Origin of the sequence: Kitasatospora sp. HUAS MG31, from assembly GCF_040571325.1 — a bacterium.
Classification (GTDB): Bacteria; Actinomycetota; Actinomycetes; order Streptomycetales; family Streptomycetaceae; genus Kitasatospora; species Kitasatospora camelliae.
The window spans coordinates 908524-923143 of sequence record NZ_CP159872.1; the positions used below are offsets into that span (position 1 = coordinate 908524).

At 73.4% G+C, this 14620-nt stretch carries 11 protein-coding genes; 7 read left to right on the forward strand and 4 right to left on the reverse strand.

What is annotated here, in order from left to right; all coding sequences use genetic code 11:
• Positions 1-38: 38 nt before the first annotated feature.
• Positions 39-2222, reverse strand: a complete 2184-nt coding sequence (locus ABWK59_RS04255; RefSeq protein ID WP_354637946.1) for a TerD family protein — start codon at positions 2220-2222, stop codon at positions 39-41.
• A gap of 143 nt (positions 2223-2365) precedes the next feature.
• On the opposite strand from ABWK59_RS04255, the gene ABWK59_RS04260 reads away from it, so the two are divergent.
• Positions 2366-3010: a dihydrofolate reductase family protein gene (locus tag ABWK59_RS04260; RefSeq protein ID WP_354637947.1), complete on the forward strand. Its 645-nt coding sequence runs from the start codon at positions 2366-2368 to the stop codon at positions 3008-3010.
• A 20-nt stretch (positions 3011-3030) separates the two neighbouring features.
• Here ABWK59_RS04260 and ABWK59_RS04265 read toward each other — a convergent pair whose 3' ends face one another.
• Entirely contained in the window at positions 3031-3912 is an 882-nt protein-coding gene (locus ABWK59_RS04265) for a geranyl diphosphate 2-C-methyltransferase (RefSeq protein ID WP_354637948.1), read from the reverse strand.
• A gap of 17 nt (positions 3913-3929) precedes the next feature.
• Positions 3930-5147: a family 2 encapsulin nanocompartment cargo protein terpene cyclase gene (locus ABWK59_RS04270; RefSeq protein WP_354637949.1), complete on the reverse strand. Its 1218-nt coding sequence runs from the start codon at positions 5145-5147 to the stop codon at positions 3930-3932.
• A gap of 380 nt (positions 5148-5527) precedes the next feature.
• Here ABWK59_RS04270 and ABWK59_RS04275 point away from each other — a divergent pair, with 380 nt between their 5' ends.
• Entirely contained in the window at positions 5528-5902 is a 375-nt protein-coding gene (locus ABWK59_RS04275; RefSeq protein ID WP_354637950.1) for a PRC-barrel domain-containing protein, read from the forward strand.
• Between the two features lie 472 nt (positions 5903-6374).
• Positions 6375-7484, forward strand: a complete 1110-nt coding sequence (locus ABWK59_RS04280; protein WP_354637951.1) for an AI-2E family transporter — start codon at positions 6375-6377, stop codon at positions 7482-7484.
• A gap of 82 nt (positions 7485-7566) precedes the next feature.
• Here the strand turns inward: ABWK59_RS04280 and ABWK59_RS04285 are convergent, their stop codons facing one another.
• On the reverse strand, positions 7567-8460 hold the full coding sequence (locus ABWK59_RS04285; RefSeq protein ID WP_354637952.1) for a DMT family transporter: 894 nt from the start codon (positions 8458-8460) through the stop codon (positions 7567-7569).
• A 33-nt stretch (positions 8461-8493) separates the two neighbouring features.
• Here ABWK59_RS04285 and ABWK59_RS04290 point away from each other — a divergent pair, with 33 nt between their 5' ends.
• From ABWK59_RS04290 to ABWK59_RS04305, 4 genes are all read left to right on the forward strand, one after another.
• Positions 8494-9918 carry a PLP-dependent aminotransferase family protein gene (locus ABWK59_RS04290; RefSeq protein ID WP_354637953.1) on the forward strand — a complete coding sequence of 475 codons (1425 nt, stop codon included), beginning with the start codon at positions 8494-8496 and terminating at the stop codon, positions 9916-9918.
• 319 nt (positions 9919-10237) lie between these two features.
• Positions 10238-10855, forward strand: coding sequence for a hypothetical protein (locus tag ABWK59_RS04295; RefSeq protein WP_354637954.1), 618 nt, complete (start codon positions 10238-10240; stop codon positions 10853-10855).
• 395 nt (positions 10856-11250) lie between these two features.
• Positions 11251-12513 (forward strand): ricin-type beta-trefoil lectin domain protein, encoded by a 1263-nt coding sequence (locus ABWK59_RS04300; protein ID WP_354637955.1) that lies wholly within the window; start codon positions 11251-11253, stop codon positions 12511-12513.
• A 121-nt stretch (positions 12514-12634) separates the two neighbouring features.
• A complete protein-coding gene (locus tag ABWK59_RS04305) occupies positions 12635-14329 on the forward strand; it encodes a glycoside hydrolase family 64 protein (RefSeq protein ID WP_354637956.1) in 1695 nt (564 codons plus the stop codon).
• The last annotated feature ends 291 nt before the right edge of the window (positions 14330-14620 follow it).

Genomic DNA, 14620 nt, shown 5'->3' on the forward strand with positions numbered 1-14620 from the left:
AGTCCGTCCATGGCCTCACCCGGGTCCTACCGTAGCAGTCAGGCCGGGATCAGGTCGCGCAGGTTTTCCGGGGTGAGGACCACCGACTCCGGGTGGAGCCCCTCGGGCCGCTCCAGGCCGAGGAAGGTGACCGGCCCGTCCGGGAGAGTCGCCCCGTCCCAGGTCTCGACGGGCGTGCCCTGCCCGGCCATCAGGTCGGTGAGGTAGCGGACGGTCAGGAACTCGCGCTCGACGACGCCGCGGACCAGGGTGGCCACCGAGGCCCGGTTGCCCTCGACCTGGTTGGCGCTGGGCGTGCCCTTCAGGTAGAGGTGCATCCAGCGGGCGTGCCAGCGGCCGTCCTCCCCCTTGACGAAGACCAGCGGCAGCGCCACCCGGCCCGGGCCGCGCAGCTCCGACCTCATCCTCACCGTCCGCGCCTCGAACGGCCGCCCCTCCTGCTCGGCCTCCCGCAGCATGAAGCCGAAGAACGACTCCGCGACCTCCTCGAAGCCCTCCCCCGAGTAGATGTTGACCTGCGGCACGATGTACCGGCCGCGGACCGCGGCCAGCCGCAGGTTGATGAACTCCGAGGCGCCCCTGGGCGCGCTGGTGATGTCGCCGGAGTGTTCGCCGTCCACCGCCTGGAGGTTGGTGTACGACAGCCAGGAGTCGGTCTGGTACGAGGCGCCGAGCATCAGCGCCGACAGGTCGAAGTCGGTGGTGCGGGCGGCCTCCTTCCAGTACACGAAGAACCGCAGCAGGTCGCCGTCCACCGGGGAGCGGGACCCGCGCGGCAGGATGCCGAAGCCGCCGGCCGCGGCCCGGCCGCTGAGCGGGAGCGCCACGTCCAGCACGTCCGGGTCGACCAGCAGCCGGCGCGGGGCCGGCAGGCGGCGGCGCAGCTCGGTGTCCAGGAGCGCGGTCAGGCGCTCGCGCTCACGCGGCGGCACCGGCGGGCGCGTGTCCTCGGTGACCCAGGCGCAGCCGAACCGGTTGACGAACACCCGGCGCCGGTCGCCGGACTCCGGCCCGCGGTTCCGGACGTGCTCGCGGACCGACAGCAGCACCCGGCCGGCCACCTGCGGGGCGGCCTCCTCGGCGGCGGCCAGCACCGCGTCCCGCTGCTCCTCGGTGGCGCAGCGGCGCAGCAGGTGGTCCAGGGCGCGGAACAGCCGGCCCGGGGCGGCGGTGAGCAGCCGGGCCGCGCCGACGGCGTCGCCGGCGGCGAGCAGGGCCTCGGCCCGGCCGGCGAGGGTGGGCACCTTCCGCTCGCCGCGGGCGACGGCGAACACCTCGGCGGCGTGCGGGTGCTGCGGGTACTCGTGGGGGTGGAGGCGTTCGCCGAGCCGCTTGAACTGCTCGCGGTGGGCGGCGACGTCGGCGAGCTTGGCGGGCGAGGCCGCGACCACGGCGTCCAGGCCGGCGATCAGAAGGCGCCGGACCCGCCGGGACGGCGACCGGAACCGGGTCGGCTCCACCAGGGTGACGTCGCCGTCCGACAGCGCGCAGGCCAGCCGGAGCACGTCGGTGACGGTGTCCAGCAGCGGCTCGGCGCCGGCCCGCACCCGGACCAGGTTGAGCACGGCCCGGGTCTCCCGGACCGGGATCTCCTTCGGCTGGGGGCCGTGGACGGCGTCCTCGGCGAGCAGCCGGAGATCCGCCAGCGCCGCCTCGCCCAGCGGGGTGGCGCTGCCCGCCAGGGCCAGGTAGAGCGCGGTCAGCTCCTCCTCGACGGTGCCGCCGGGGTGCAGGACCGTCAGGCGGTCCCCGGCGGCGGCGATCAGCTCCCCGTGGGCGGCGAGCATCTCCTCGTACGCGTGCCGGTAGCGGCCGTAGGAGGGGAGGGTGAGCAGGTCGACCACGCCGGTGCTCAGCTGGGCGATGGTGCTCGCGCGGGTGGTGTCCTCGGCGAGCGCCTCGGCGATGCAGCCGGCCCAGAACTCCAGGGTGTCGGGCACGTTGGCCGGGAAGTCGCGGAAGTAGACGTTGTGCCGGACGTGGTCGCCGACCATCGCGCGGACGGTGTCCAGGGTGCGGGCGCCGAGCTCGGCGACCGTGTCCCGGTCCAGGCCCGCCAGCCGTTCCAGCAGCTCGGCCGACAGTTTGAAGCCCACCGACATCAGGGCGGCGTCCAACTGCCGTGCCGCGACGGCTCCCTGACCGACGGGACCGGAGGGGCAGGTGGGGACGGGGATGCGGTGGGCGTGCCGGACGACCAGGGGTTCGAGATGCTGGGCCATCCGGGCATGATTCCAGACCGCCGCACGGCCGCGCACAGGGGTTTCCGGCGCGCCGGTCCCGCCGGCCGGGCCGCCGCGCGTAGGGTCGCCCGGTACCGGTGCGGCCCGTCCGCGGCCGGGCACCGAACGCCGGAGGTCTGCTCGTGTCCCTGGTCCGGGTCCACAACTTCTCGGTCTCGCTCGACGGTTACGGCACGGGCGAGGGCCAGCGTCTCGAAGAACCGTTCGGCCACGCCGGCCACCGGCTGCACGAGTGGTTCTTCGCCACCCGCACCTTCCGCCGGATGCAGGGCGAGGAGGGCGGGGAGACCGGCGTGGACGACGCGATGGCGCGCACCTGGGGCGAGGGCATCGGTGCGGAGATCATGGGACGGAACAAGTTCGGCCCGCAGCGCGGCCCGTGGGAGGACCACGCCTGGCAGGGCTGGTGGGGAGCCGAACCGCCGTTCCACACCCCGGTGTTCGTGCTCACCCACCACCCCCGGCCGGACCTGGAGATGGCGGGCGGCACCACCTTCCACTTCCTGGACGCCGCACCCCAGGAGGCGCTGCGCCGGGCCCGGCAGGCCGCGGGTGGGCTGGACGTCCGGCTCGGCGGCGGGCCCACCATGGTCCGGGAGTTCCTGGCGGCGGACCTGGTCGACCACCTGCACGTCGTGGTGGTGCCGATCCTGCTCGGGCGGGGCGAACCCCTCTGGGACGGGCTGGAGGGACTCGAACAGCGCTTCCGTATCGAGTCCGTGACCAGCCCCAGCGGGGTCACCCATCTCACCTTCACCCGGCCCTGAGAGCGGGCCCCCGGGGGCCGTCAGACCCGGTCGGCCGCGATCAGGACGTACTGGAAGGAGCCGTCCTTGTAGGAGTTGATGAACGCCTCCTCGATGCCGGTGACCAGGGAGGAGGTGGCCCGCAGCTCCCAGTACGGCAGGGTGGCCGGCGTCAGGTCGATGACGGCCTGCGGGACGAGGCGGTTGTCGGCCATCGCCCGCAGGTACTCCCGGCGGGAGTGGATGTTGCACTCGAAGTGGGCGTTGATCTGGGACACGTACTTGGAGGGCTGCCCGTAGATCGGGTTCCAGCAGCCGGTGATGGTCACGTACCGACCGCCGACGGACAGGATCCGGGAGTGCTCGGCGAACAGGTCGTGCAGGTCCACGTACATGCTGGACTCGTTGTTCCAGGAGGCCGCGACCGTGCCGGTCCCGAACGGGGTGGCCAGCATGTTGCAGACCCGGGAACGGACCGAGTCCTCGATGCCCAGCTCACGGGCCCGCCGGTTGCCGAACTCGGCCTGCTTGGCGGACAGTGTGATGCCCTCCACCGTGCAGCCGAAGCGCTGGTGGGCCATCACCATCGAACCGCCGCGGCCGCAGCCGGCGTCCACCAGGGTGGACTCGGGGGTGATCGCGCCCAGGTGGTCCAGCAGGATGTCGGTCTGGGCGGACTCCAGCCGGTGCAGCTCGGCGATCACCTTCTTCTCGTGCTCGCTGTCCTGCGGGTCGCCGATCGCGGCGAAGTCGACCTCGCCGATGCCGTAGTGGTGGTGGTAGAGGCCGTCGACGTCGCCCAGCTTCAGGTTGACCGGCCGCGCCTCACCGTCCCAGTAGCGTGCGATGTCGCCCTGATATGGCGTGGCGGGGCCGGGGATCGCGGCGCCGCGCGGGGTGGTGGTGATGTCGGTCATGGACATGGATCAGCTCCTCGGATTTACCAGAAGTCGGGCAGGCTGTAGCGGAAGGTGTTGGTCTGGTGCCAGTGGTGGTTGCCGTCGACCCAGGCGGCCACCCCGCGCAGGAAGCGCAGCAGCGGCGGTGCCGGGCAGGCGGCGGCCAGCGCGAGTGCCTCGGCCTCGAAGGCGTGCATCAGGTCGTTGTGGACCTCGACCGCCTTCAGGTACCCCTCGCGGTCGCCGCACTCCTCGCGGGAGTCGATCACCACCGGGAGGTTCAGGTGGAGGCCGGGGCTGGCGAGTTCCTTGGTGTACGAGTACAGGTCGTTGACGATGGTGGTGGCGTTCGAGGCCAGCGCGATGACCCGCTGGGTGGCCGGCAGGGCGTGCAGGTCGGCGGGCAGCTCGTAGCCGTCCACGGTGTCGGTGATGGTGGGGCAGGGGCGGAAGTTGTTGAACTGGCGCATCGCCAGGTACTCCCACACCTCGGGCACGTGGTCGGTCTCGGCCCACGCCGCCTCGGCCAGGTACCCGAGGTGCAGCCGGGCCATGTCGTGCCGGAACCGGTCCGACTGGGAGGGCGTGGCCGCGCGGGTGAAGTAGTCCATGGCGGAGCGATACGCCCGGCGGGGGGCGTCCGCCTGCAACGACTCGGCCCAGACGGGCTGGTACTCCGGCGTGGTGTGCAGCGGGTCGAGCGCGGTGTGCGCCAGCAGCAGGCGGCTGCCGAGGCCGACCGGCGAGCCGCCGTGGTCCTCGCAGTAGCAGTCGTCCACCGCGTTCTCGGCGGCCATCAGCCTGGCCGCGATCATCACGTGGTCCACCGTGGGGGCCTCGGGATGGCAGGCCACCATGTACCGGCCGATGGAGAACCCGTCGAACTGGTCCTCCCACTCCGGCGGGTAGAGCTGGACCTCGTCCACCGCCCAGGCCTTGATCCCCAGGCCGACCTGCTCCACCCGGAGCGGATCGGGCTCCGGCACCGGGTGGTGGTAGAGGCCGGGGATCGGATCGCCGGTGCGCGGCGCGGACTTGGGCTGCTCCAGGTGCAGTCCGGACGTCCCGATGCCGCTGGGGCCGCGCAGGATCCGCTCCAGGGCGGAGGTCTGCGGGGGCTGCGGCCCGGAAGCCGGTACTGCGGCCGCTGCGGCCGGAGTCGGGACCGGAGCAGGGGCGGGAATCGGGAGCGGTGGTGCGGCCGGCAGTCCGGGCACGTGCGGGGTCGACGCGGCCGCCGCGTGGGCGTCCACGGGCATGGGGCCTCCCTCTCTGAAGGATCACGGGTCATGACGGGTCGTCGCCTCGTCCAAGAGGAAGGGGACCTCCGAATGCGAGCCCCGCCTCGTTCGCTTCCCAACGGTAGGCGGCGCGGGACCGTTCGAGCGGCTCCCACCGATCTTCTGCACCCGATTAGGTGAACGTTCGCCGATCTGGGGTTTTGAAGCGTCCCTGCTCAGCCGTGGATTGGGCATCCGGGCCCACTCCGAGGTCGATCACGTGTTCACCAACGGCTCTGTGGGATGGGCGGGTTGGTGCGGTCGATCGGCACGGATACGGGTGGATGTCCGTGGATGCGCATGGATTCGCGCTGCCCGGGCAGGCGCAGGCGCGAGGAACCGTGAGGAAGGGAGACGTCATGACCCGCATCGAGATCTGGGAGTTCCGGACGACCTCCGGGTTCGCCTCCGGCGCGGACCTGGTCGGCTTCCGGGTGGAGGCCGTCGACGGGCACATCGGGAAGGTCGACCGGCTGTCCGCGGAGGTCGGCTCCGCGTACCTGGTGGTGGACACCGGGCCGTGGATCTTCGGCCGGCACGTGCTGCTGCCCGCCGGCACCGTGGACCGGGTCGACACCGAGGAGCGCAAGGTCTTCGTCGACCGGACCAAGGACGAGATCAAGGCCGGCCCGGAGTTCGACCCGGACACGCACGACGCCGCCGACCGGGACTACCGGGGCCGGTACGACACCTACTACACACCGTTCTACGGCGGCATCGGCCACCGTGCCTGAGCCGGGAACGGCGGCCGCCGGTACGGCGGACCGGTCCCCGGGCTCGTCTGACCATTCCCGCCGCGCGCACGACGCCGGGCATCCTCCCCCAGCCTCCGGCCGGGGGGCACCCCCACCTGGACGCCCCGCCGAATCGGCCAGGTACGCCCAGTACAAAGGGCGCTCCGGCGGCACGCCCAGCCGGGCGCGTAATGGGGGCACCTCCCGGCCGGAGGCTGGGGGAGCCGCGCGCTGATGCGACGCGAATGGTCAGACAAGCCCCGGGCGGGCCCTCCTCGGCGCGGGAGCGGCCCGTCCGGCCGTTCGACCGTTATGCAGGATCCATGCCTCTTTCGCACGCGCGCGGGTCCCGGGAGCACGGCCGGTTCCGGTTCGGCGGACAGCTCCGGTACGACGGCTACGTCCGGCCGCCCGGGCTGCCGCGTCCACGGACGGCAGGCCCGGCCGCACCCGGGGCGAGGGGCGGTGCGGCATGCCGGTGACCCGACCGGGACCGCGCCGGACGCCCTCCCGCGGCCGCGAGGGCCGCGGCGCCGAGCCCGGACTGCGCCGGCTCTCCGACTACGCGTGGCGGCTGCTGGTCGTGGCCGGGGCCGCGTACCTGGTGCTGATGGTGCTGGGGCGGTTCCACCTGATCGCGCTGGCCGCCTTCCTCGCCCTGGTGATCACCTCGGTGGTCCGGCCGCTGGTCGACCTGCTGGCCCGGGTCCTCCCCCGTTCGCTGGCGGTGCTGTTCGGCCTGCTGATCGCGGTGCTGGTCCCGGCCGGCGTGCTGGCGCTGATCGGCGAGACCGTGGCCGACCAGGTGTCCAGCCTCAGCCAGGACTTCGAGGGCGGCCTGGAGCGGCTGGAACGGGCTCTGGAGGACTCGCCCTTCCACATCGCGCACTCCACCTTCTCGGATGTCCAGGGCAAGATCACCGACTACCTCTCCGAGCACCGCTCGACCCTGATCAGCACCGCGGTCAGCGGCTTCCACCGGGCGGTCGAACTGGCCACCGGCGGTGCGCTCGCGCTGTTCATGTCGGTGTTCTTCCTGCACTCCGGGGGCCGGATGTGGGGCTGGACCACCGACCAGCTGCCGGTCGCCGCCCGCGACCACCTGGACCGCGGCGGCCGGGTGGCCTGGCGGACCTTCGCGGGCTACACCCGGGGCATCTTCATCGTCGCCGGGACCAACGCGGTGCTGGTCGGCATCGCGCTGTTCATCCTCGGGGTGCCGCTGGCCCTGCCGCTGACGGTCCTGGAGTTCTTCGCCTCCTTCGTCCCGCTGGTCGGCTCGCCGATCGCGATGGCGGTGGCCTCGCTGGTGGCGCTGGCCGCCAAGGGGCCGGTGATCGCGATCGTGGTGCTGGCGCTGATCGTGGTGATCGGGCAGATCGAGGGCCATGTGCTGCACCCGGTGGTGATGAGCTGGGCGGTCAGCCTGCACCCGGTGGTGGTGGCCGTCTCGGTGCTCGCGGGCAGCATCGCCTCCGGGGTCATCGGCGCGGTGGTCGCCGTCCCGGCGGTCTCGGTGGTGTGGGCGGTGTACACCGAACTCCGCGGGCCCCGGCCGAAGTCGCGGCCCTCCGCGGACTGACTCCGGCTGACTCCGGGTGCGCGGTGGGTGTTCCCGGAAGGACGGGGAGCCCGCGGCGAACCCACCTGCCGACGGACGGACGCTACCCGCGCTGCCGCTGCGTCAACGCGATGCACGCGACCACCGCCAGGGCCGCCACCGGCGCGGCCGGGGGCAGCCGCTCACCGAGGACCAGGACGGCCCAGCCGAGGGTGAGCAGCGGCTGGGCGAGCTGGAGCTGGCTGGCCCGGGGGACGCCGATGGCGGCCATGCCGCGGTACCAGAGCACGAAGGCGCCGAACTGGGAGACCGCGGCGATGTACAGCAGTCCGACGAGGCTCTGGGCGGTCGGCCGGACCGGTTCAAGCGGCAGGGCGAGGGCGCAGGTCAGGACGGTGACGGGCAGCGCGGCGACCACGCTCCAGGCGATCACCTGCCAGCCGGGCATCCGGCGGGCCAGCCGGCCGCCCTCGGCGTAGCCGGCGGCGCACACCACCAGGCCGCCCAGCAGGTACGCGTCGGCGAGGCCGGGGCGGCCGGCGCTCTGCTGGAGGGTGAAGGCCAGGACCACGGCGGCGCCGGCGAGGGCGGCGGCCCAGAAGGTCCGGGGCGGGCGGGCGCCGTTGCGGAGGGCGGCGTGCGCGGCGGTGGCGAGCGGGAGCAGGCCGATCACCACGGCGGAGTGGGCGGTGGAGGAGGTCTGCAGGGCGAGGGTGGTGAGCAGCGGGAACCCGATGACGCAGCCGCCGGCGACCACCAGCAGGCCGGGCCAGTCCGCGCGGCGGGGCAGCGGGACGCGGCGGGCGGCGAGGCAGGCGCCGGCCAGGACGGCGGCGAGGACTCCGCGCAGACCGGTGGCGGTCCACGGGCCGAAGCCGTTCAGGGTCCACGCGGTGGCGGGGAAGCTGAAGGAGAAGCAGAGCACGGCCAGGGCGGCGAGGGCGATGCCGCCGACCGCTATCGATCGGATGGAGATAGCGCTATCGTGTGCTGTCATAAACGAGCGTAGCAGTTGCGAGAGGGGCCCAGGATGGACCGGACCAGCGTGGCTGATCTGGCCGCCGAACTCCGCCGAGATCTCGTGCGCTACTCTCCTGGCGAGAAGCTGCCCTCCAGTCGTGAGCTGATGCAGCGGCACCAGGTGAGTCCGGTGACGGTCTCCCGGGCGATCGCCGTGCTGGTCGCCGAGGGGCTGGTGGTCTCGCGTCCGGGGGCCGGGGTGTTCCGTGCGGAGGCGCGGCGCCCGGCGGCCGCGGGCGGGGACACCTCCTGGCAGGAGGTGGCGTTGAGCGCCGAGGCGGGCGTACCGCCGAGCCGCAGCGCCGACGCCTCCGGTGTCCTGGCGGCGCTGACCCTGGCGCCCAGCGAGGTGGTCGACCTCAACAGCGGGTACCTGCACCCCTCGCTTCAGCCGGAACGGGCGCTCGCCGCCGCGCTGGCGCGGGCGGGCCGGCGTCCGGGCGCCTGGAGCCGGCCACCGGTGGAGGGGCTGCCGGAGCTGCGGGCGTGGTTCGCCCGCGACATCGCCGAGACCGTCGGCCCCGCCGAGGTGCTGGTCGCCGCCGGCGGCCAGAGCGCGCTCACCACCGCGCTGCGCTCGCTCGCCGCCCCGGGTGCGCCGGTGCTGGTCGAGTCGCCGACGTACCCGGGGATGCTGGCCGTCGCCCGGTCCGCCGGGCTGCGGCCGGCTCCCGTACCGGTGGACGGCGACGGGGTGCGCACCGACCTGCTCGCCGCCGCGTTCGCCACCAGCGGCGCCCGGCTGTTCGTCTGCCAGCCGCTGTTCCAGAACCCGACGGCCACCGTGCTCGCCCCGGAGCGGCGGGCCGAGGTGCTGCGGATCGCCCGGGAGGCCGGGGCGTTCGTGGTGGAGGACGACTTCGCCCGGCGGCTGGTGCACGCGGACGCCCCGCTGCTGCCGCCGCCACTCGCGGCCGACGACCGGGACGGGGTGGTGGTCCACGTCCGTTCGCTCACCAAGCCGACCTCGCCCAACCTGCGGGTGGCGGCGATCGCCGCACGCGGTCCGGCACTGGCCCGGCTGCGGGCGGTCCAGGCGGTGGACAGCTTCTTCGTCCCGCGCCCGCTGCAGGAGGCGGCGCTGGAACTGGTCGCCGCCCCGGCCTGGTCACAGCACCTGCGGACGCTGTCCGCCGCCCTGCGGGACCGGCGCACCGCGCTGGCCGCGGCGCTGGAGGGGCTCCGGCCCGACCTGCTGCCGGAGCGCCTGCCGTACGGCGGCTACCACCTGTGGCTGCGGCTGCCGCAGGGGTGCGAGCCGCAGGCGCTCGCCGCGGCCGCGCTGCGCGAGGGCGTGGCGGTCACCCCCGGCGGGCCGTATTTCACCGCCGAACCCCCGGGCCCCCACCTGCGCCTGAGCTACGCCTACGCGGACGGCCCCGACCAACTCGCCGAGGGCGCCCGCCGCCTGGCTCGCGCGCTCGGGCCCGCCTGACCGGGCTCCGGCCGCGGGCGCCGCGCAACCCGGCGCGGCTGACCGGCGGTTCGGCGGCGGGGCGGGGGCGTCACGGCGGTCGGCGTGGCGCGGCGCGGTGCGATGCGATGCGGGTGCGGACGGCCGGTTCGGGACCGCCGAAGGCCGGTGAACCCCGGGGCGGGGGCGCGGGGAGGGCCACGGGATAATCGCCGGGGCCCGGTCGCGCGGCCGCCTCCACCGCCCGCCGCCACCGGCCCGTCCGGCGGCGCCTGCGGGGCGGGCGCGTGCGCCGTTCCGCCACTCGTCGCCGCACCACCACCCGTTCTGGAGCCACCCCGTGACCTTCTCGCCCCCCGCGCCGCCCGCCTTCGCCGACCGCACGCCGCGGCAGAAGACCGCGACGGTGATCACCGACGGGCTGGCCCCGGCGAACCTGGTGGTGGCGCTGCTCCTGCTGATCGGCTGGCACAGCACGCACTCGTTCACCGGGCTGGGCTGGGGGCTGCTGGCGGCCCTGTTCTGCGGCGTGATCCCGATCAGCATCATCCTGTTCGGGGTGAGGCGCGGCGAGCTGACGGACAAGCACATCCGGGTGCGCCGCCAGCGGGTGGTCCCGATGACGCTGAGCCTGCTCTCCGTCCTGGTCGGGATCGGCGTGCTGTTCCTCCTCGACGCGCCGCGCGAGGTCGGGGCGCTGGTGGTGGCCATGCTGGTCGGCCTGACCACCTCCATCCTGGTCACCCTGGGCTGGCAGATCTCGCTGCACAACTCGGTGGCGGGCGGGACGGTGATGATCATGGTGCTGGCCTTCGGTCCGTGGATGCTGCCCACGGCGCTGGCGGCGGCGGCGATCGGCTGGTCCCGGATCGTGCTCAAGGCCCACACCCTCGCCCAGGTCCTCGCCGGCACCGCGCTCGGCGGCACAGCGGCCCTCACCTTCGCGCTCCTCCGCTGACTCCACCGGAGCCGGGCTGCACCCCACCGCAGCACACGAACCACCCCGCCGGTCCACCCGGTCACACCGGCCCGGGTGCACGCCGAGCACCCGGGCCGAACACCTCAGCCCCACCCGTCCCTTGAGAGCCCTCTCTGCGGCCCGCGGAAACCCTTCTCCGCATCAAGTCCGGCTTAAGGGAAGCTTAAGTCGCGCAGCCGCCGACAAAACCGCAGGTCAGAGCGGTTTGCTGTCGTGCGCCTGACATTGCCAGGCCGGTTATCCGTCCGTAATATTCAGGCCCACCAGGCGACGCCGCGTCAGCTCATAGAGAGCGCTCTCACCAGACATACCGCCCAGATGGCGGCGAATCGCCCGGCTCCCACATCCCTTCTCCCCGACAAGGGTGCATGCCCATGGCTGCTGCACATCGCGCGCGCCGGAGGTCCCTCGGCGGACTGGTGCTCCTCGTCACCTCCGCCCTCGTGGCGGCGGTGATCACCACATCGACAGGGTCGGGCGCCGCCCCCGCGGACGCCGCCGTCGTCGCCCAGAGCTGGTCCGACGAGTTCGACGGCCCGTCAGGCTCCGCGCCCGACGCCGGCAAGTGGACACTGGAAACCGGTGGTTCGGGCTTCGGCAACCACGAGTTGCAGTACTACACCGGCGGCAGCTCCAACGCCGCCCTGGACGGCCAGGGCCACCTGGTGATCACCGCCAAGCGGAACACCAACGCCAACCTGAGCTGCTGGTACGGCACCTGCCAGTACACCTCGGCCCGGATGAACACCGCGAGGACCTTCACCCAGGCGTACGGCCACTTCGAGTCACGCATCAAGATCCCGCGCGGGCAGGGGATCTGGCCCGCCTTCTGGATGCTGGGCAACGACCTCGGCAGCGCCGGCTGGCCGAACAGCGGCGAGATCGACATCATGGAGAACATCGGCCGCGAGCCCGGCACCGTGCACGGCACCATCCACGGCCCCGGCTACTCGGGCGCCGGCGGCATCGGCGCGCCGTACAGCCTGCCCGGCGGCCAGGCCTTCGCGGACGACTTCCACGTGTTCGCCGTGGACTGGAGCCCCGGCGGCATCACCTGGTCGGTGGACGGCCGCGCGTACCAGACCCGTACCCAGGCCGACCTCGGCGGCAACCGGTGGGTCTTCGACCACCCGTTCTTCCTGATCCTCAACCTGGCGGTCGGCGGTGACTGGCCGGGCAGCCCGGACGGCTCCTCCTCCTTCCCGCAGACGATGGTGGTCGACTACGTCCGCGCCAGCACCTCCAACGGCCCCGGACGGACCGGCCCGATCGTGGGCATCGGCGGCATGTGCGTGGACGTGGCGGGCGCCTCCGACGCCGACCGGACGCCCATCCAGCTGCACAACTGCACCGGCAACCCGGCCCAGCAGTGGACCGTCGGCGGCGACGGCACGGTGCGCGCCCTCGGCAAGTGCCTGGACGTGGCGGGCGGCTCCGGCGCGGACGGCGCCGTGGTCCAGCTCTACACCTGCAACGGCACCAACGCCCAGAAGTGGACGTACACCGCGGCCCACGACCTGACCAACGTCGGCGCCAACAAGTGCCTGGACGCCAAGGGCAACTCCTCGGCCGACGGCACCCGGCTGCAGACCTGGACCTGCACCGGCGGCGCCAACCAGAAGTGGACCCTCGGCTGACCCGAGGCGCCCGACCGGCCCCGCCCCCGACTCGCCCCACCCCGACCCCGGGTCGGTCCGACCGCTCCCCGTGTGCGGACGGTCGGACCGACCCCGCCGGAGAACGGAAACCCCCACACCGATGACCGCTCGCCACCAACGCCCCCTCTCCCGCCGCAAGTTGCTCGCCGCGACCGCGGGCCTGGCGCTGACCGTGCCCGCCGTGGCCACCTGGCTCCAGACCAGCGCCGACGCCTCCACCGCCGCCACCCTCCCGCTGGACCTGGTCAACACCACCGGCAGCGGGACCGTGTACGCCTACGTGCTGGGCCGTGACCCGGCCGCGGGCGGCACCTGGGCGTTCCTGCGGGCCGACGGCACCTCGCTGTACCACCCGCCGAACCCGGCCAGCGACCAGACCCCGCTGGGGGCCGACTGCGCCATCGCGCTCAACGGCTCGGGCGCGGGCGCCAAGCGCGTCACCCTGCCGCACCTGGACAGCGGCCGGATCTACTTCTCGGTCGGCGCCAAGCTCACCTTCCTGATGAACCGCGGCGGGGGACTCGCCCTGCCCTCGGTGAGCAACCCCTCCGACCCGAACGCCGACGTCCGCCACGACTTCTGCGAATTCACCTTCAACAACGACCAGTTGTACGCCAACATCACCTTCGTCGACATGGTCTCGCTGCCGATCGCCTTCCAGCTGGAGACCGGACAGGGCCCGCAGACGGTGCGCGGACTCCCCTCGGACGGGCTGGCCCGGGTGGCGTCCGCGCTGCGGGCCCAGTCCACCGCCGACGGCAGCGACTGGAGCAAGCTGATCGTCAACCGGGGCGGCTCGGACCTGCGGGTGCTCAGCCCCAACCTGGCGATCCGCGGCAACGGTTCGCTGTTCCGCGGCTACTTCGACGGGTACGTGGACCAGGTGTGGAACAAGTACCGTTCCACCGACCTGCGGATCGACACCCAGTTCACCTGGGGCACCGTGACCGGCCGGGTGAACGGCGACACCCTCACCTTCCCCGGCGTCGGGAGCTTCGCCCGGCCGTCCACCCTCTCGATCTTCTCCTGCAGCGACGCGCCGTTCACCACCGGCAACGACCTCATGGGCAACCTGAGCGCCCGGCTGGCCGCGGCCTTCAACCGCACCACCCTGCTGGACAATCCGCGCCAGCCGGACGGCGAGAACCCGGCCGCGTTCTACACCCAGCCGCGGACCAACCACTACGCCCGGATCCTGCACTCCACCACACCCGACCGCCTCGGCTACGCCTTCCCGTACGACGACGTGCACCCGGCCGGGGTGGACTTCGAGGGGAAGGTGCAGTCGGGCAGCCCGACCCGGTGGACCATCACGGTCGGCGGCCTCGCCGGCAACCCCGGGGGCGGCGGCAGCCCCACCCCGACGGCGACCGCCACCGGCGGCGGGACCAGCGCCTTCGCCACCATCCAGGCCGAGACCTTCAGCGCGCAGAACGGGGCCGGGATCGAGTCCTGCTCGGACAGCGGCGGCGGCTCGGACGTCGGGTGGCTGTCCAACGGCGACTGGCTGAAGTACCCGGCGGTGGCGTTCGGCAGCACCGGCTCCACCCGGTTCACCGCCCGGGTGGCCTCCGGGGCGGCGGCGGGGGTCAGCGGCCTGGTCCAGGTGCGGATCGGCAGCCCGACGGCCACGCCGGTGGGCAGCTTCGCCATCGCCTCCACCGGCGGCTGGCAGACCTGGCGCACCGTCCCGGCGGACATCAGCCGGGTGACCGGCACCCAGGACGTCTACCTGACCTTCAGCAGCGGCCAGCCCGCCGACTTCGTCAACCTCAACTGGTTCACCTTCGGGTGACTCCCCCGGCCCGACGGCCTCGGCCCGACGGCCTCGACGCGCACGCCCAGACACGACGGCCCGCCCCCGGTACGTTCCGGGGGCGGGCCGTCCTGCCGTCGGTGGCGGCGGGTCGCTCGTGCCGGTGGTCAGCGTCCCAGGATCGCCAGCGTCACCAGGCCGATCGCGGCCAGGACCCAGGCCCACCAGGTGTCCTTCAGCGCGTCCATCGCGTCCTCCCATCGTGGTGGGAACGATGACAGCACGGCCGTGACGGACCGTCAACACCCTCTGACCGTCCGTGGCGGCGTG